The following is a 17,648-nucleotide window of genomic DNA, read 5'->3' on the forward strand; positions in this document are numbered from 1 at the left end:
GGTCGTTCCACGCATCTACCAGGAGCTTCGCCATACCCAGCTCACCAACACACCCCTACCAACCCAAAACAGGTTGGAAAAGGCTCAATGAAGGGTCCTTTCCTTGCAAAATTTGCAAGGAAAGGCCCCTTCATTTCATCCGCGGGAGGGCGGACGTCTCTAGCGCCGGTACCGCAGACCGAAGCCGTAGGGGAACAGCGCCTTTTTGCCGTCGCCGACGTTCACCGGCTCCTGAGCCGCACTGGTCGGCCAGCTGAACGTCAGTTTCCCGGTCGGGTTGTAGTCGCCGTAAAGGACATCGGCGACACCGGCGCCTTCGCTACCCGGGAGCCAGGCGGCGACGAGCCCGTTGAACCGCGGCAGTTGCGCGGCGATATCGAGCGGCCTGCCGGATACGGTCACCACGACGACCGGGACACCGGAACTCTTCAGCTTGGCGATCGTGGCGAGGTCTTCCGCGTCGAGTCCGAAACCGTTCGGGCGATCTCCCTGCCCTTCGGCGTACGGCGTTTCGCCCACCACTGCGACCGCGACGCGGTAGCTTTTGTCGATTCCCTCACCCGCACGGTCATAGGTCACCGTGGTTCCCTTCCCCGCCCCCGACTTGAGCCCGTCGAGGATGGTGGTGCCCGGGATGACCGGGCCGCTCTGCCCTTGCCAGGTGAGCGTCCAGCCGCCGGCCTGATTGCCGATGTCGTGCGCGTTCTTGCCCGCGACGAAGATCTTGTTGTTCTTCTTCGCCAGCGGCAGCACACCGTCGTTCTTCAGCAGTACCTGCGATTCGCGGACGGCCTGCCGGGCCAGGTCGCGATGTTCCTTGCTGCCGAACGTCTTCTGGAGCGAACGGTCGGTGTACGGGCGCTCGAACAGGCCGAGCTTGAACTTCTCCGCCAGGATGCGGCGGTTCGCGTCGTCGATCCGGGCCGTCGGGACGCGCCCCGCCTCGACCTCGGCCTTGAGGTAGGAGATGAACTGCGGCGCGTCCCAGGGGACCATGAACATGTCGATGCCCGCGTTGACCGAAAGCCGCACTTCTTCGGGCGTGAAGCCTTCTTGCCCGTCGATCTGGTTGATCGCGTTGTAGTCCGAGATCACCAGTCCGGAGAACCGCAGTTCCTTCTTGAGGACGTCGGTGATGAGGTACTTCTCAGCGTGCATGCGTACGCCTTGGAAGCTCGAGAACGAGATCATCACCGAGCCGACGCCGCGGTCGATCGCCTCGCGGAACGGCGGAAGGTGAATCTGGCGCAGTTCGCGTTCGCTGATCTCGACGTTGCCCTGGTCGACGCCGTTCGTGGTGCCCCCGTCGCCGACGTAGTGCTTCGCGGTCGCGAGTACCGAGCCCGGCTTCTCCCCGAGCCTGCGCCCCTGGAGACCGGTGATGGCCGACGCGTTGGCGATGGCGTCGCGCGGGGATTCGCCGAAGGATTCGTAAGTCCGGCCCCAGCGATCGTCACGGGCGACGCACAGGCACGGCGAAAAGTCCCACTGCGGCCCGGTTCCGGCGACTTCCAACGCGGTCGCACGGCCGATTTTCTCGACCAGGCGGGGATTGTTGGCGGCGCCGAGGCCGATGTTGTGCGGGAAGATCGTCGCACCGTAGACGTTGTTGTGGCCGTGCACGGCGTCGACGCCGTAGATCGTGGGGATGCCGAGCGGCGTCGAAACCGCCGCCTTCTGATACGAGTCGACCATGTCGGCCCAGCCGTTCGGCGTGTTGCCGGCCGGCACGGAGCCACCGCCGGACAACAGCGATCCCAGCTTGAGCGCGGCGGCCTGATCGGGCGTGACTGCGCCTCGTTCGGCCTGCGTCATCTGGCCGATCTTGTCGTCGAGACTCATCCGTTTCAGCAGGTCGTCGACCCGCGAGGACACCGAAGCGTAGGGGTTCCGGTACAGCGGCCCCGGTGTGGCCGACGCCATCGGCGTCAAGGCCGAACCGGCCAAAAGCAGGCCTGCGAGCATTGTGGTTTGCGTCGTGCGAAGCGATCTTCTGACGCGGAGGCGGGACGGCATTGGTTCCTCCGTAGCTCGAACAATCCATATGTTGCGCGCCACAACAAACTAGCTCCACGATGGGGTGTCCCAGGTCACAATCAGGCAACGGAGGGTCGTCGAGTACCTTCCGGTGGTGCGTTTTGTCCTCGCGTCCCAGTCCCCCGCCCGCCTCGCCGTCCTGCGTTCCGCCGGCTTCGAACCGAGCGTCGTCGTCTCCGGCGTCGACGAAGACGCGGTGGCCGCGTCCCTGACCGACCCGGCACCGGCGGAGCTGGTCCGGGCACTCGCCGCAGCCAAGGCGGAGGCGGTTTTCGAGACGCTCGCCGGGTCCCACGAGGGCAGCGCCGACCTGGTCATCGTCGGCTGCGATTCGATGTTGTCGATCGGTGGCGACATGGTGGGCAAGCCGATCACGCCGGAGGTCGCGCGCGAACGCTGGGCGTCGATGGCGGGCAAAACCGGTGAACTCCTCACCGGCCACGCGATCATCCGTGTCGAGAACGGCGAGAAGACGAAGGAAACCTCAGGGACCGAGGGGACCAGGGTTCGCTTCGGCACGCCCTCGCCGGAGGAAATCGACGCTTACATCGCGTCCGGCGAGCCGCTCCAAGTAGCGGGCGGCTTCACCTTGGACGGACTCGGCGGTTGGTTCGTCGACGGGATCGACGGCGACCCCTCGAGCGTCATCGGGATCAGCCTGCCGCTGACCCGGCGCCTCCTGAGCGAGATCGACGTGAGCGTCGTCGATCTGTGGACCCGTCCCGCATCCTGAGACAGCCCCCACACGATCGGGTGATCCGGAAGAGTCCTGCCTCGTCGAACGTTCTTCACGTTCGGCCAATCAGGAAACTTTCACGCACCGGAGTCGCCCCGTGTCTTTCATTCGGACCTACACCAGGCCAAGGGTCTTCGCGGCGGCTGTGCTCGGGTCGCTCCTCGTGGGTGCCCTCCTCGGCATCCTCGCCAGGACGACCGAGGCGAGCTGGCTGACCGAACTGCTCGACCAGATCGGCACGATCTTCACGACACTGCTGCAGATCGCGGTGATCCCGCTGGTCTTCACGGCGATCGTGGTCGGCATCAACAGCCTGCGCGGCCTCGGCGGCGGCAGGAAGGCCGCCCGGCTGGGCGGCAAGACCGTCCTGTGGTTCGCGATCACGTCGTTCATCGCGTCACTGATCGGCATCGCCGTCGCGAAGCTGTTCAACCCGGGCAGCGGCGGCCTCGGCGAAGGTGTCGCCGCGACCGCGAAAAACGCCGACAAGGCCACCAAGAGCGTCGACAACTGGGGCTCCTGGAGCGCCTTCGTCGAAGGTTTCCTGCCGAAGAACTTCTTCACCGCCTTCACCGAGGGGGAGACACTTCAGGTGCTGTTCCTCGCGGTGCTGATCGGTGCGGCGGCCTACAGCCTCGGCGACAAGGCCAAGCCGTTCGTCGACTTCACCACGAGCGTCTTCGAGATCATCCAGCGCTACCTCGGCTGGGTCGTCCGGCTCGCCCCGATCGGCATCATCGGCCTGATCGGCGCGGCGGTCTCGAACTACGGTGACGCCCTGTTCCGGCCGCTGTTGTCCACCACGGTCGCGGTGTACGTCGGCTGCCTCCTGGTCCTGTTCGTGGTCTACCCGATTCTCCTGCGGTTCGTGGCGAAGGTCAGCCCGCTGACCTTCTTCTCCAAGGCCGGCACGGCGATCCAGTTCGCGTTCGCTTCGCAGTCTTCGGGTGCGACACTGCCCCTGACCCGGCAGTCCGCCGTAAACCTGGGCGTTCAGCCCGCGTACGCCGCCTTCGCGACTCCGCTCGGCAGCGCGACCAAGATGGACGGTTGCGCCGCGGTGTTCCCGGCGATCGGCGCGATCTTCATCGCGAACCTGTCCGGTGTTTCGCTGAACATCTGGCAGTACGTCGGCATCGTCGTGGTCGCCGTGCTCGGCGCGCTGGCCACCGCCGGCACCACCGGCTGGCTGACCGCGCTGACACTGACCACGGCGTTCATCGGCCTCGACGCGCAGCAGGTGGCGCTCGGGATCGCGCTGATCTACTCGGTCAACCCGATCATGGACATGATGCGGACCGCGACCAACGTCGCGGGTCAGATCGTCGTGCCGGTCGTCGTCGCTCGCGGCGAAGGCCTGCTGGACGACGACGTGCTCAACTCGCCGACAGACCCTTCGCCCACTGCCGACGGCGAAGCCGCTACGCAGGAGAAGAAGCCTGTCGCGGCGGGCGCGACCTCCTGATCCCTTGCCGCCCCGCTCGCGTTTAGTCCTCTAAATGCGGGCGAGGGGGCGAGCGATAGCAAAGGTCCCTTGCTCTCTTTCAGGGGCAGGTGCGCAGGTCGGCGCGGGTGAGCCGGATGTCCGGCCAGCCTCTCAATTCCGAAGGCGCGGTGTACCGGCGCGTGCACCCCACCGAGCCGCGGGCGACGTCGTAGACCTCCGCGAGCACCGGCGCCGCCTGACAGCGGGCCGACCCGGACCGCGCGCCGGGGCACTCGTGCCGCACGACGATGACGTCCGCGATCCCGTCGGCGGTCACGTCGTTCAGCGCGATCGTCCCGGCGTCGGAGAAGTACGGCTTCCCGGTGTCCCGCCAGATCCCGCCGCGCGCGACGAACAACTCGCCCGTCGAACCGCCGCTGACGTCGCCACGCACCAGGCAGACCTGGGCCGCGCCGTCGACGCAGCGCAGAGAATCGCCCTTGAGGGTGACTCCCATGTCATTGACCATCAGCGGGAACACCGTGTCCGAGCCGATCCGGACCACGCCCTGTTTCCCCGCTTCGTCGGCCAGGAGCACGACGGGCATCCCGCCGACGGTCATCGCGCCGATCTCCCGGCAGGCCGACTGACCGCAGTTGACGGCGGGCACGGCGGAGGCACTGTCAGGCACAGAGGGCCCGCCGGGCGCGTCCGCGGGTACCGGGGCGTCCGGGCGGAGGAGGAACACGGCAACGAGGACCCCGGCCGTCACCACGACCGCCAGCAGCGCGGTGAACAGCACGGATCGCGGCGCCCGCGCTTCCTGAGTCCGCATATCCGAGAGCGTAAGTGATCTAGCACAGAGTGCACGTCTATGTTGTTCCCGTGACGAATCCCGGATTGCCCAACGCCCTGTTCCTCCCCACGGCGAAAAAGCCGAAGGACTTCACGCGTGCGGAGATCGAGCTCCGCAAGACCGGCGACGGCCGGATGGCGCTGATCGCCTTCAGCACGGTCCAGCGGCTGGTCGAGTGCTGCGGCCCGCATCAGCCGTGGGCGCTGGTCAAGGCCGAGCACCTCGGCCGGGTCTACCAGGCCCAGCCGTACGACCTGATCGTGCTCGATTCCGACCTTCCGGACGAACTGCGCCACCGTGAGGCGCTGGTGTAAGGCCTGATGGAAGAACCGAAGAACCGCGCCGCGCTGATATAAAACAGAGGTCACTGGGTGGCCTTGCTCTCACTAATCGGGGCGGGGATTTCTTCTAAACTGCTGCGGAGCCGCATCGGGGCGGCCCGACGTGCGAACGCAGGAGGTACGGCGTGACCGAGCAGGCCGGCACAGGTGGTCCGGTGACCAAGATCCTGATCGCGAACCGCGGGGAAATCGCGGTACGGGTGATCAGGGCGGCGAAGGACGCCGGGCTGACCAGCGTGGCCGTCTACGCCGATCCGGATCGTGACGCACCCCATGTCCGGCTCGCCGACGAGGCCTTCGCCCTCGGCGGCACGACCGCGGCTGAGAGCTACCTCGTCTTCGACAAGCTGCTCGACGCCGCGAAGCGGTCGGGCGCGGACTCGGTCCACCCCGGCTACGGGTTCCTTTCCGAGAACGCGGACTTCGCGCAGGCGGTGATCGACGCCGGGCTGACCTGGATCGGGCCGAGCCCGCAGGCCATCCGTGACCTCGGCGACAAGGTCACGGCGCGCCACATCGCGCTGCGCGCCGGGGCCCCGCTCGTGCCCGGCACGAAGGACCCCGTCGCGAACGCGGACGAGATCATCGCCTTCGCCGACGAGCACGGCTTGCCGGTCGCGATCAAGGCGGCGTTCGGCGGCGGCGGCCGCGGTCTCAAGGTCGCCCGCACTCGCGAGGAGATCCCGGAGTTGTTCGAATCCGCGACGCGGGAGGCGATCTCCGCCTTCGGCCGCGGCGAATGCTTCGTCGAGCGCTACCTGGACAAGCCGCGTCACGTCGAGGCCCAGGTGCTGGCGGATCAGCACGGCAACGCCATCGTCGTCGGCACCCGCGACTGCTCTCTGCAGCGTCGCCACCAGAAGCTGGTCGAGGAGGCGCCCGCGCCCTACCTGACCGACGATCAGCGCAAGCGCATCCACGAATCCGCGAAGGCGATCTGCAAGGAAGCCGGCTACTACGGCGCCGGGACCGTCGAGTACCTCGTCGCCGTCGACGGGACGATCTCGTTCCTCGAGGTCAACACGCGGCTGCAGGTGGAGCACCCGGTGTCCGAGGAGACCACGGGTCTCGACCTCGTGCGCGAGATGTTCCGCATCGCGCGCGGCGAGAAGCTGCGCATCACCGAGGACCCGGAGCCGCGCGGTCACTCGATCGAGTTCCGCATCAACGGCGAAGACGCCGGTCGCGGATTCCTCCCCGCGCCCGGCACCGTGACGAAGTTCGTCGCGCCGAGCGGGCCGGGAGTCCGGGTGGACTCGGGTGTCGAGTCCGGCAGTGTCATCGGCGGCCAGTTCGACTCGATGCTCGCGAAGCTGATCGTCACCGGTTCGGACCGGCAGAACGCGCTCGAACGCAGCCGCCGGGCGCTGGCCGAGATGGTCGCCGACGGAATGGCGACGGTGCTGCCGTTCCACCGCGTGATCGTGAACGACCCGGCCTTCATCGGTGACGGGAACGGGTTCAGCGTGCACACCCGCTGGATCGAGACCGAGTTCGAGAACACCATCGAACCGTTCGTCGCGCCCGAAGCCGCCGAGGCCGAGGAAGAGCAGCCGCGCCAGAACGTCGTCGTCGAGGTCGGCGGCCGTCGTCTCGAAGTGTCGCTTCCCGGCGGGTTCTCGCTGGACGCCGGTGGTGGCGGCGCCACGGCCGTCAAGGCCAAGCCGCGCAAGCGTGCGGGTGGCACCAAGGCGGCGGTGAGCGGCGACGCGGTCACCGCGCCGATGCAGGGCACCATCGTCAAGGTCGCCGTCGAAGAAGGCCAGCGGGTCGAAGCGGGCGAGCTGGTCGTCGTGCTCGAAGCGATGAAGATGGAAAACCCCGTCACCGCGCACAAAGCGGGCACCGTGACCGGTCTTTCGGTCGAGGTCGGCGCGGCGGTCACCCAGGGAACCCAGCTGTTCGAGCTGAAAGACTGACGAATGTCGTGGTCGACGGCGCCTCGCCCGGCCTACCATCGAAAGGGTGAACGAGGCGCCGTCACCGCACTTGCGGATCAGTGATCAGGATCGTGAGTCCGCGCTGGCCGCGCTCGGCGACCACCTGACCGTCGGCCGGATCGACATCGACGAATTCGGTGAGCGATCGGCGAAGGTCACCGCGGCCAAGACGCGTGGCGAGTTGTCCGAGGTCTTCCTCGACCTGCCCGAACCGCATCCGGTCTTCGACAAACCCCAGGCGGCGGTGAGCGAACCCGAGAAACCGGCGACGCCGTGGGCGGGCATCTCCCCGATGCAACGCGTCATGGGCGCACTCCTGCCGATCCTCTTCATCGCCACCATCGCGCTCATCGTCACCACCGACCTCACCTGGTGGTTCATCCTCGTTCCGATCGGAATCAGCGCCGTCGGCGAGGGCATCTGGGGCAAAGGGTGGGACAACGCCCACAAAAAGCTCGCGAAACAGCACCGCCGGGATCTACGGCACGGGCGTCACGGGGAACTCGAGAGCTGAACCGCCCGTAGACTCGGACCGTGAGTGCCGAGAGACCGGACATGCGGCTGAGCGACGCCGAACGCCAAGACGCGCTCGACGCGTTGGAAGAACATGTCCGCACCGGCAGACTCGACCTCGACGAGTTCGGCTCGCGGTCGGCGAAGGTCAGCGCCGCGCGGATGGTGAGCGACCTCGAACCGCTGTTCACGGACCTGCCCTCGCCGAGACCCAGCGCGCTTCTCCCGCTGGCCCCGATGCCCGGCGTCGCCCAGGCGTCCGCGAAGAACGAGGTCCAGACGCCTAAATGGCTGACGGCCAGTGCCGTGCCGATCGCCGCGGCGGTCGCGATCGCCCTGTTCTTCTTCACCCGCGGGACGTTCCTGGTGTTCCTGCTCCCGCTGGCGGTCGCGCTGATCATGAGCCGCCGTCGCTGAAGCGGCGCCGTCGTTCCGGTTACCCTCGAAGGGTGGAACCGGTGGAGATCAACGCGGGCGAGTACTACCTGCGGCAGCTGCGGGCGGACAAGGCCATCGACGACCGTCCGGCGCTGGTCGCGGCCTTCGCCGACCCGACACACCGCAAGTACGTCTTGAACTACCGCTTGCGCGACCTCGACGAGGCGACCGAGTACGTCGCGCTGCGGGTGGCGCAGTGGGCCGGTGACGAACGCTGCTCCTGGGCGGTGGCCGAGCCGACGACCGGGGAGCTGCTGGGCGAGGTCGGCCTGCGGGATCTCGACCTCGACCTCGGCTACGCGGAGGCGTCGGTCTGGGTGCGCGCCGCGTCCCGGGGCAAGGGCGTCGCGAGTACCGCGCTCAACGCGGCCCTGCGGTTCGGCTTCGGCGGACTCGGCCTGCGCGAAGTCAGTTACCGCTACGAAGAGACGAACGAGGTTTCGGCCTCGGTCGCCCGTAAATGCGGGTTCACCCTGGTCGGGCCCGAACCGGCCCCGGCCCCGACCGGGGAACGCCTCATCCGCTGGCACCGCACCGCCTGACCCCGCCCCGCACCCCCGCATTTCGTCCTCTAAATGCGGTAGTACGTAGTGCCAACTAGCGCGTTTAGAGGACGAAATGCGGGGGTTAGAAGGGGTAGGTCGGGGGCGGGTTCCGGACGGTGACCCAGCGTGTCTCGGTGAACGCCTCGATGTTCGCCGCCGCGCCACCGAAGCGGCTTCCGGTACCCGACGAGGCGACGCCACCGAAGGGGCTGTTCGCCTCATCGCTGACGGTCTGGTCGTTGATGTGCACGATCCCGGTCGGGACGCGGTCTGCCAGCTCCAGTCCTTTGAGGACATCACGGGTGACGATTCCCAGCGAGAGCCCGTATTCGCTCGCCGTGGCGAGCCGGACGGCCTCCTCCGCGTCGGAAAACCGCACGACCGGCGCGACCGGGCCGAAGATCTCCTCGGCGACCGCGGGCGCCGTCGGCGGGACGTCGGCGAGCACCGTCGCGGCGTAGAAGAGCCGGTCGTACTCGCCACCGGTGGCGATCCGCGCGCCCGCCGAGACGCTGGCGGTGACCAGATCGTGGATCTTGTCCCGCTGCCCGGCGTCGATGATCGGCCCGAGCGCGACCTCGTCCCGCGCCGGGTCACCGACCCGCAACGCGGCCGCCTTCGCCGCGAGCCGCTCGACGAAATCGTCGTACAGCCGCTCGTGCACCAGGTGCCGCCCGGTGGTCATGCAGATCTGGCCCTGATGGAAGAAGGAGCCGAACGCGGCGACTCCGGCGGCTTCGTCCACGTCCGCGTCGTCGAGCACGATGAGCGCGGAGTTCCCGCCCAGCTCCAGATGTGCCCGCTTCAGATGCTTTCCGGCGAGTTCGCCGACTTTGCGCCCGGCACCGGTCGATCCGGTGAACGAGATGACCCGGACCGCCGGATGCGTCACCAGTGTCTCGCCGACGTCAGCGCCGCCCGGCAGCATCTGCAGCACTCCCGGCGGCAGGCCGGCCTCCTCGAAGATCCGCGCGAGGACGACGCCACCGGTGACGGCGGTGCGCGGGTCCGGCTTCAGGATGACCGCGTTCCCCAGCGCGAGCGCCGGGGCGACCGAGCGGATGCCGAGAATTATCGGCATGTTGAACGGCGAGATCACCGCCACGACACCGGCGGGGACGCGGCGCGCCATCGAAAGCCGCGGCTCTTCACTCGGCAGGAGTTCGCCGTACGGACGGCCGGGCAGCGCCGCAGCTTCGTAGCACTCCTGCTCCGCGACGTGCAGCGAAAAACCCGCCACTGCCGGCACGGCGCCGACCTCGCGGACGTTCCACCAGCGGATCTCGTCGGCGTACTCGGACCACAGCCCGGCGGCTTTGCGCAGGACGGCGGCCCGCTGGGCGTGCGGCGTCGCCGCCCAGGCCCGCTGCGCCTCGGCCGCGGTCTCGGCCGCTTTCGCGGCGTCCTCGGCCGAGGCGATCCCCACGCTTCCCAGCACCGCTCCGGTCGCGGGCTCCGTGACCTCACGGGTGCCGCCGGTCCCGGGCACCCAGGAACCTCCGGCGAAGATCCGGTCCGTCCACGTCGACGAGTCGAGAAACACCACAAAGGCCGCCTTCCGTATCGGGGACGGCCGACGCTATGGCAGATTCACCGGGTCAGGCAATGATCCCTGCGCGCTCGGCACACCACTCGGCAGCGGGAATCAACTCACCGGTTCGATGATCCCCGAACGCGCCTCCGGTGCGGCCGAACGCAACGCGTCCGCGGCCTCGTCGCTCGGCTGCGACTGGGACTCCCGTTCCGCGTCGACCCGTGCCTGGTAGACCTCGACCTCGCGCTTCTCCTGGTCCTTCGACCAGCCGAGCACCTCGCCCACCAGCGTGGCGACCTGCGCGGCGCAGTCGACGCCGCGGTGGGCGTACTCGATCGAGATCCGCGTCCGGCGCGCCAGGACGTCTTCCAGGTGAAGCGCGCCCTCGTGGCTGGCCGCGTAGACGACCTCGACACCGAGGTAGTCCGGCGCGTGCTCCAGCGGCTTCAGCAGTTCCGGCCGTCCTTCGCCGAGCGCGAGGACCTCGTGCACCATCGAGCCGTACCGGTCGAGGAGGTGCCGGACGCGGTACGGGTGCAGCCCGTGCTCGCTCGCCAGATGGTCGGCCTGGTTCACCAGCGCGTGGTACCCGTCGGCGCCCAGCAGCGGCACCTTGTCCGTGATGGACGGCTGCGGCCTGCCGGGAAGGTCGACCGCCGCGGCGTCGACGGCGTCGGCCGCCATCACCCGGTAGGTGGTGTACTTCCCGCCGGCGATCGCCACGAGTCCCGGTGCGACCCGGGCGACCGCGTGCTCACGCGAAAGCTTCGACGTCTCTTCGCTTTCCCCGGCCAGCAATGGCCGAAGTCCCGCGTAAACGCCCTCGATGTCGTCGTGTGTCAGCGGGGTCGCGAGCACGGTGTTGACGTGTTCGAGGAGGTAGTCGATGTCGTGTTTCGTCGCGGCCGGATGCGCGAGGTCGAGATTCCAGTCGGTGTCGGTGGTGCCCACGATCCAGTGATTGCGCCAAGGGATGACGAACAGCACGGACTTCTCGGTGCGCAGGATCATTCCCGCTTCCGAGACGATCCGGTCGCGCGGGACGACGATGTGCACGCCCTTGCTCGCCCGGACACGGAACCGGCCGCGGCCGCCGGAAAGGCGCTGCAGTTCGTCGGTCCAGACGCCGGTGCAGTTGACCACCGCGGAAGCGTGGATCTCGGTCTCGCGGCCGTCCTCGACGTCGCGGACGCGGACACCGGAAATACGGTCGGCCTCACGGAGGAAACCGACCACCTGGGTGGAGGTGCGCACTACGGCGCCGTAGTGCGCGGCGGTGCGGGCGACGGTCATCGTGTGCCGCGCGTCGTCGGATTGCGCGTCGTAGTAACGGATCCCGCCGATCAACGCGGACCGCTTCAGCGCGGGCACCATCCGCAGCGCACCCGCGCGGCTCAGGTGTTTCTGGCCGGGGACCGAGCGGGCACCGCCCATCGTGTCGTACATCAGCAGACCGGCCGCGGTGTACGGACGCTCCCAGACCCGGTGGGTCAGCGGGTACAGGAAGCTGACCGGCTTCACCAGATGCGGGGCGATCGTCGTCAGCATCAGCTCGCGTTCACGCAGGGCCTCCCGCACGAGACCGAATTCCAGCTGTTCGAGGTACCGGAGCCCGCCGTGGAAGAGCTTGCTGGACCGGCTCGAAGTCCCCGACGCGAGGTCGCGCGCTTCGACGAGGGCGACCCGCAGGCCGCGCGTGGCGGCGTCGAGCGCCGTGCCCGCCCCGACCACTCCGCCACCGATGACGACGAGGTCGAACTTGTCCTCACCCAGCCGCTGCCAAGACTCTTCCCGCTTGAGCGGTCCCAGCCTGGCGGGGCTGTTTTCGGCTTCGCGCTGAGAGCTTGCCACGTGACATTCCTCCTTGTGCCGCTGTGACTCCAGCATCGCACGATCGGCCGCGACCGGTCCGTTGTGCGGGTGACACGTGTGGCGTAACCCTCGTCGATCTTGGAAGGATTGGTGCCCGCGACGCCTGGAAGGAACAAATACGCGACGGTAACGTGCCACGGACGTGGGTCGGCAAGGGCGCCGTAGCACACCGTGTTCGACCCTGCGCGGAATGTCCAAAGTGGAGGTCATGCGGTGAGTGTGGGAGCCATATTCGTTTGGGAACTGCTGGGAACGGCGGTCCTGATCCTGTTGGGTAACGGCGTGGTCGCCAACCACGTGTTGCGGAAGAACAACGGCCACAACGGCGGCGTCGTGATGATCACCCTCGGGTGGGCGTTCGCGGTCTTCACCGGTGCCAGCATCGCCGCGCCGAGCGGCGCGCACCTCAACCCCGCGGTGACGCTGGGGCTCGCCATCGCGGACAAGACGAAATGGGCGGACGTCCCGATCTACTTCGCCGGCCAGATGGTCGGCGCGATCCTCGGCGCCGTGCTCTGCTGGGCCACCTACAAACTGCAGTTCGACGACCACCCGCAGCGCGACGAGACCCTCGGGATCTTCTCGACCGCGCCGCAGATCCCGAACAAGGCTTGGAACCTCGTCACCGAGATCATCGGCACCTTCGTGCTGGTGGCGTGGATCCTGCTCAGCCCGGTCTACGCCAACGCCACGGGCGAGAACGGAACGCCGAGTTTCGGCAACTCCGCGCTCGGCTACGCGGGTGTAGCGTTCGTCGTGCTGGTCATCGGCCAGTCCCTCGGTGGCCCGACCGGTTACGCCATCAACCCGGCCCGAGACCTCGGCCCCCGCATCGCGTACGCCTTCCTCCTGCCCATCAAGAACAAGGCCAACCCGAACTGGGGCTACTCCTGGATCCCGGTCGTCGGCCCGCTGGTCGGCGGCGCCCTGGCCGCCCTGCTTTTCCTCGCCGTCCACAACCTGACCTGAGAGCCTGTCGGCGGAGCTGAAGACGCACTGCGCACAGGACCAAACGAGTGAACCCGCCCCGGCCGGAGGCCCCGCTATCGCGGTGGCGGGGCGCCTTGTCCGCCATCGTGAGATGGATGACCAGGTGGCGCCCTGCCGACGTCGATCGCGGGCGCGGGTTCACCGACGACAAACAGACTGGAGCTTCGATGACTTCGTACGTAGCCGCGATCGACCAGGGCACCACGTCGACCCGCTGCATGATCTTCGACCACTCGGGCCGGGTCGTGGCCGTCGACCAGCGGGAGCACGAGCAGATCTTCCCGAAGGCGGGCTGGGTCGAGCACAACGCCGAGGAGATCTGGGAGAACACCCGCGCGGTCGCGGCGGGCGCGCTCGCCAAGGGGGACCTGGTCGCCGGCGACATCGTCGCGGTCGGTATCACCAACCAGCGCGAGACGACGCTGGTCTGGGACCGCACCACCGGCAAGCCGGTGTACAACGCGATCGTGTGGCAGGACACCCGCACCGACAAGATCGTCAACGACCTGGGCGCGCTCGGCGGCGGACAGGAGCGCTACCGCGAGAAGGTGGGCCTGCCGCTGGCGACCTACTTCTCCGGACCGAAGATCAAGTGGATCCTCGACAACGTCGACGGTGCCCGCGAGAAGGCCGAAGCGGGTGACCTGGTCTTCGGCAACATGGACACCTGGGTGCTGTGGAACATGACCGGCGGGGTCGACGGCGGCGTGCACGTCACCGATCCGACCAACGCCTCGCGGACCATGCTCATGGACCTCGACACCCTGACCTGGGACGCCGGGATCGCCGAGGAGATGACGATCCCGCTGTCGATGCTCCCGGAGATCCGGTCGTCCTCGGAGACCTACGGCAAGGTCCGCGAGAAGGGCGCGTTGGCCGGCGTCCCGATCGCGGGCATCCTCGGCGACCAGCAGGCCGCGACGTTCGGGCAGGCATGCCTCTCGCCGGGTGAAGCGAAGAACACCTACGGCACCGGCAACTTCATGCTGCTCAACACCGGTACCGAGAAGGTCATGTCGAACAACGGGCTGCTCACCACGGTCTGTTACAAGATCGGCTCGAACGACACGGTGTACGCGCTCGAAGGTTCGATCGCGGTCACCGGTTCCCTCGTGCAGTGGCTACGGGACAACCTCGGCCTGATCGGCTCGGCGGCCGAGGTCGAGGAACACGCCCGCACCGTCGAGGACAACGGTGGCGCGTACTTCGTCCCGGCGTTCTCAGGCCTCTTCGCGCCGTACTGGCGCTCCGACGCCCGCGGTGCGATCGTCGGTTTGACCCGGTACGTCAACAAGGGTCACATCTCGCGGGCGGTCCTGGAAGCGACGGCGTTCCAGTCGCGCGAGGTCATCGACGCGATGAACGCCGACTCCGGTGTCCCGCTCAAGTCGCTGAAGGTCGACGGCGGCATGGTCGTCAACGAACTGCTCATGCAGTTCCAGGCCGACATCCTCGGCGTGCCCGTGATCCGCCCGGTGGTCAACGAGACCACCGCGCTCGGCGCGGCCTACGCGGCCGGTCTCGCGGTCGGCTTCTGGAAGAGCGAAGACGACATCCGCAACAACTGGGCGCAGGACAAGCAGTGGGACCCGTCGATGGACGAGGCCCGCCGCGAATCCGAGTACCGCAACTGGAAGAAAGCCGTCACCAAGACCTTCGACTGGGTCGAGGGCGAGGACTGATTCCGAGTACATGAAGGCCCCCTTCCTTGCGTCTGGCGCAAGGAAGGGGGCCTTCATGTACTTCAGCCGAGTGCGCCGCCACCGGTCTGCGGAGCACCCTTCGGCGTGACCTTCACCTGCGGCTGCTTGCCCGGCGAGGACGGCGGCGTCGCGCACGACTTCGTCAATGCCGCCGGGACGACGGCGCGTGCGCTGGAGGACGGCGCGCTGCTGGGCGGCGCGCTCGAACTCGACGGCGGCTTGCTGCTCGACGGGGGTTCGCTGCTCGACGGCGGCTTGCTGCTCGACGGCGGCGCCGTGGGCGACGTCGTAGGCGGCAGGCAGACGACCTCGAACTCGACGGTCGCCGTCCCGCTGGCCGCCGGGAGGTTCGGCCCACCGTCACAGTGGAAACTCGCCTTGAACTTGCCGATGTTCGCGCCCGCCTTGCCGTGCCCGATGTACGGCGCCTGATTCCCCGAGCCAGGTTGGACTTCGAGCGTGACCGGACCGGTCAAGCCGTCCGACGTCACCGCGGTGCGCGTGCCGTAGCAGCTGGCCGTGAATTCCAGCGCCTGCCCCGGCGCGACCTTCGCCGGACTGACCCACAGTTTCGGTGGCGGCGCCGTCGCCGCCGCCGGTGGCGCGAAAAGCACCCCCGCCGTCATCGCGAGCAAACCCGCGCCCGCGACGATTCCCTTGATTCCCATGTTCTTTCTCCCTCAGTGCGTGCCCTCGCACAAAGAACACTCCCGGGAAAGGGAATCGGTTGCCTTCGCCCGAAAAAAGAATCGTGAGTGGCAATGAGGGTTCTAACCGTCATTACCACTCACGAGTCAGTGGGCCGTGCCCCCGCCGCCGGTTTGCGGAGCTCCCACCGGAATCTTCGAGACCTGCCGCCCCGACGCCGGTTTCACCGCAGAACCCGATTTCACCGGAGCCGAAGCCGGACCAGGAGCCGGACCCGGAGTCGGAGTCAGAGTCGGTTTCGGCGGCTTGTCCGACGAAGTCGGCTTCGCCACGATTTGGAGATTCGCCGTCATCGTCGTCGTCTTGCAGGTCGCCGTGATCGCGTAGAAGCCCGGCCTCGCTTTGTCACTGACCCGCGCGACGGCTCCGTGGATCACCGGATCCGGGTTCGTGACCTCGAATTCCCCGATGTGGTCGAGCACCATCGATTTCACCTCGCCCAGTTCCCCGACCGGACAACCGACCGAGACCAGGATGTCCTCCCCCGCCATCGCCTGCCGCGGGGAGAGGCCGAGGAACGGGTACGGATCCGCCTTCGGGCTCGCGGTCGTGGTGGGCGGCACGTCGTCCTGCGCGTAGGCGACGGCCGGGACGGCCAGCGCCACTCCGCACGCCACCAGCAGGGCGGACCGGTACCTGATCATGGAACTCACCTCGCGATCAGCCGAGCGAAAACGATGATGTTGTCGAGATAGTTTTGCGACGCCTTGTCGAAGACCCCGCCGCAGGTGATCAACCGCAGTTCCGGCGCGGTGGTGTCGCCGTAGACCGCGTCGGTGGGGAACTTGTCCTTCGCCACCCGCTCGACCTTCGTGACCGCGAACGCGGCCGTCGTGCCGTCCTTGCGCGCGATCGACACCTTGTCGCCGGGCGCGAGCTCCTTCAACCGGAAGAAGATGCCCTTCTGCTTGTTCCCGTCGACGTGCCCGAGGATCACCGAAGGCCCGACCTCCCCCGGGGTCGGCCCGTTCAGGTACCAGCCCGCCTGCATCGGCTGGGTCACCGGCGGCACCTCGACGGTGTTGTCCGCGTTGAGCCCGAGCGGGATCAAGCTGGACTTCGCCTCGATCTTCGGCACTTCGATCGACACCGGGTCGGCCTTCGGCATGCCCTCGACGGCGGCCTCCGTTCCGGACGCGCCGGGTTCGGAACCCGGCTCCGCCGCCGACGTCTCCCCCGTGACCTGCGGCGCGGCGTCCTGTCCGGTCTCCCCCGGACCGGACAGGACGAAGGCCAGCGTCGCCAAGACCGCCAGCAGGACGACGGCGAGCGCCAGCGGCGCCCGCCATCCCCGTAACCAAGTCGACTTCATCTTCACCCCTGTAATGAACCGGTGGCGGGGTGACGCGAGCCGACCCCGCCCCCAGGCCGGGACCGGCTCTTCGTTGCCCCCACTCCTGCCTGACGCCGTACGTGCCCGGGTGGTTGCCCGCTTCCATCACGAAAAGGTCGCGAATGTCCGGGCAAAGAAAACCGCCCCCAGACAGGTCCGAGGGCGGTTTCGAAGAGAGAGGACCTCAGGAGGCCATGCTGCCGTCACCCGCGCGAGCACCGCCGGAAGGCACCGCGTTCACCTGCCGGGCGGGAACGGAAAACGTTGCCGTATAAGACTTTCCGCTGCAGTTGACGGTCAGCGGGTAGGTGCCGGGCGCCGTGCCCGCCTTGAGTTCGACCTCGGCGCTGACGTTCGCCGGAACCCCGATAAGCGGGCCGTAGTCGTACTTCCCGACGGTGAGGACGGGCGAAGAGAACGTCGTCGACTTCGGCGCCTTCAGCCCGTCGCCAGGGCACTGCGCCAACGCGACGTTGGAATCACCGTGGACGTATTTGTTGACGAGTCCGAGGTCGTAGGCCGTGTCGTCGTTGAGCTGCACCGTGACACCGGAACCGGGCTGGGGGTCGGGCTGAGGCTGCTGGGCGAGACCGGTCGCCGGACCCGCCAGCACCGCCGCGCCGATCGCCACCACTCCGAAAAGAACCCTGCGGACCACGAAAACCCCTAGCTGTCA

At 67.9% G+C, this 17,648-nt stretch carries 17 protein-coding genes; 9 read left to right on the plus strand and 8 right to left on the minus strand.

Features of this window, described 5'->3' with window-relative positions:
- Positions 1-159: 159 nt before the first annotated feature.
- Positions 160-1,965 (minus strand): glycoside hydrolase family 3 protein, encoded by a 1,806-nt coding sequence (locus ACZ54P_RS38825; RefSeq protein WP_465466610.1) that lies wholly within the window; start codon positions 1,963-1,965, stop codon positions 160-162.
- Positions 1,966-2,131: 166 nt separating this feature from the next.
- Between ACZ54P_RS38825 and ACZ54P_RS38830 the strand changes: the two genes are divergently transcribed.
- Complete coding sequence (locus ACZ54P_RS38830) at positions 2,132-2,770, plus strand: Maf family protein (RefSeq protein WP_465466611.1); 639 nt, start codon at positions 2,132-2,134, stop codon at positions 2,768-2,770.
- A 100-nt stretch (positions 2,771-2,870) separates the two neighbouring features.
- Complete coding sequence (locus tag ACZ54P_RS38835) at positions 2,871-4,238, plus strand: dicarboxylate/amino acid:cation symporter (RefSeq protein WP_465466612.1); 1,368 nt, start codon at positions 2,871-2,873, stop codon at positions 4,236-4,238.
- A gap of 79 nt (positions 4,239-4,317) precedes the next feature.
- Here the strand turns inward: ACZ54P_RS38835 and ACZ54P_RS38840 are convergent, their stop codons facing one another.
- Entirely contained in the window at positions 4,318-5,001 is a 684-nt protein-coding gene (locus ACZ54P_RS38840; protein ID WP_465466656.1) for a hypothetical protein, read from the minus strand.
- An 83-nt stretch (positions 5,002-5,084) separates the two neighbouring features.
- On the opposite strand from ACZ54P_RS38840, the gene ACZ54P_RS38845 reads away from it, so the two are divergent.
- From ACZ54P_RS38845 to ACZ54P_RS38865, 5 genes are all read left to right on the plus strand, one after another.
- Complete coding sequence (locus tag ACZ54P_RS38845; protein ID WP_465466613.1) at positions 5,085-5,369, plus strand: SAV_915 family protein; 285 nt, start codon at positions 5,085-5,087, stop codon at positions 5,367-5,369.
- A gap of 152 nt (positions 5,370-5,521) precedes the next feature.
- Positions 5,522-7,315 (plus strand): acetyl/propionyl/methylcrotonyl-CoA carboxylase subunit alpha, encoded by a 1,794-nt coding sequence (locus ACZ54P_RS38850; RefSeq protein WP_465466614.1) that lies wholly within the window; start codon positions 5,522-5,524, stop codon positions 7,313-7,315.
- A gap of 46 nt (positions 7,316-7,361) precedes the next feature.
- Positions 7,362-7,850: a DUF1707 SHOCT-like domain-containing protein gene (locus ACZ54P_RS38855; RefSeq protein WP_465466615.1), complete on the plus strand. Its 489-nt coding sequence runs from the start codon at positions 7,362-7,364 to the stop codon at positions 7,848-7,850.
- Between the two features lie 41 nt (positions 7,851-7,891).
- Positions 7,892-8,266, plus strand: coding sequence for a DUF1707 SHOCT-like domain-containing protein (locus tag ACZ54P_RS38860; RefSeq protein WP_465466657.1), 375 nt, complete (start codon positions 7,892-7,894; stop codon positions 8,264-8,266).
- A gap of 32 nt (positions 8,267-8,298) precedes the next feature.
- Positions 8,299-8,829: a GNAT family N-acetyltransferase gene (locus ACZ54P_RS38865; RefSeq protein WP_143104647.1), complete on the plus strand. Its 531-nt coding sequence runs from the start codon at positions 8,299-8,301 to the stop codon at positions 8,827-8,829.
- An 85-nt stretch (positions 8,830-8,914) separates the two neighbouring features.
- Here the strand turns inward: ACZ54P_RS38865 and ACZ54P_RS38870 are convergent, their stop codons facing one another.
- Both ACZ54P_RS38870 and ACZ54P_RS38875 read right to left on the minus strand, forming a co-directional pair.
- Positions 8,915-10,378, minus strand: coding sequence for a benzaldehyde dehydrogenase (locus ACZ54P_RS38870; RefSeq protein ID WP_465466616.1), 1,464 nt, complete (start codon positions 10,376-10,378; stop codon positions 8,915-8,917).
- A 99-nt stretch (positions 10,379-10,477) separates the two neighbouring features.
- On the minus strand, positions 10,478-12,217 hold the full coding sequence (locus ACZ54P_RS38875) for a glycerol-3-phosphate dehydrogenase/oxidase (protein WP_465466617.1): 1,740 nt from the start codon (positions 12,215-12,217) through the stop codon (positions 10,478-10,480).
- Between the two features lie 234 nt (positions 12,218-12,451).
- On the opposite strand from ACZ54P_RS38875, the gene ACZ54P_RS38880 reads away from it, so the two are divergent.
- Complete coding sequence (locus ACZ54P_RS38880) at positions 12,452-13,207, plus strand: MIP/aquaporin family protein (RefSeq protein WP_465466618.1); 756 nt, start codon at positions 12,452-12,454, stop codon at positions 13,205-13,207.
- A gap of 188 nt (positions 13,208-13,395) precedes the next feature.
- The gene (gene glpK / locus ACZ54P_RS38885; RefSeq protein WP_465466619.1) at positions 13,396-14,910 is read left to right on the plus strand and encodes a glycerol kinase GlpK; all 1,515 of its coding nucleotides are present in this window, start codon (positions 13,396-13,398) and stop codon (positions 14,908-14,910) included.
- A gap of 62 nt (positions 14,911-14,972) precedes the next feature.
- On the opposite strand, the gene ACZ54P_RS38890 is transcribed toward glpK, so the two are convergent.
- The 4 genes from ACZ54P_RS38890 to ACZ54P_RS38905 form a co-directional block, all read right to left on the minus strand.
- Positions 14,973-15,599, minus strand: coding sequence for a hypothetical protein (locus tag ACZ54P_RS38890; RefSeq protein WP_465466620.1), 627 nt, complete (start codon positions 15,597-15,599; stop codon positions 14,973-14,975).
- 126 nt (positions 15,600-15,725) lie between these two features.
- The gene (locus tag ACZ54P_RS38895; RefSeq protein WP_465466621.1) at positions 15,726-16,283 is read right to left on the minus strand and encodes a hypothetical protein; all 558 of its coding nucleotides are present in this window, start codon (positions 16,281-16,283) and stop codon (positions 15,726-15,728) included.
- Positions 16,284-16,288: 5 nt separating this feature from the next.
- Positions 16,289-16,951: a class F sortase gene (locus ACZ54P_RS38900; RefSeq protein ID WP_465466622.1), complete on the minus strand. Its 663-nt coding sequence runs from the start codon at positions 16,949-16,951 to the stop codon at positions 16,289-16,291.
- A gap of 205 nt (positions 16,952-17,156) precedes the next feature.
- Positions 17,157-17,606 carry a hypothetical protein gene (locus ACZ54P_RS38905; RefSeq protein WP_465466658.1) on the minus strand — a complete coding sequence of 150 codons (450 nt, stop codon included), beginning with the start codon at positions 17,604-17,606 and terminating at the stop codon, positions 17,157-17,159.
- Between the last annotated feature and the right edge of the window lie 42 nt (positions 17,607-17,648).

The organism is Amycolatopsis sp. NPDC034160, from assembly GCF_055575355.1.

Excerpts from the sequence above, each read along its gene's own strand:
- ACZ54P_RS38825 (WP_465466610.1), bottom strand. The coding sequence starts at position 1,965 with ATGCTCGCAGGCCTGCTTTTGGCCGGTTCGGCCTTGACGCCGATGGCG.
- ACZ54P_RS38860 (WP_465466657.1), top strand. The coding sequence starts at position 7,892 with ATGCGGCTGAGCGACGCCGAACGCCAAGACGCGCTCGACGCGTTGGAA.
- glpK (WP_465466619.1), top strand. The coding sequence starts at position 13,396 with ATGACTTCGTACGTAGCCGCGATCGACCAGGGCACCACGTCGACCCGC.
- ACZ54P_RS38890 (WP_465466620.1), bottom strand. The coding sequence starts at position 15,599 with ATGGGAATCAAGGGAATCGTCGCGGGCGCGGGTTTGCTCGCGATGACG.
- ACZ54P_RS38895 (WP_465466621.1), bottom strand. The coding sequence starts at position 16,283 with ATGATCAGGTACCGGTCCGCCCTGCTGGTGGCGTGCGGAGTGGCGCTG.
- ACZ54P_RS38900 (WP_465466622.1), bottom strand. The coding sequence starts at position 16,951 with ATGAAGTCGACTTGGTTACGGGGATGGCGGGCGCCGCTGGCGCTCGCC.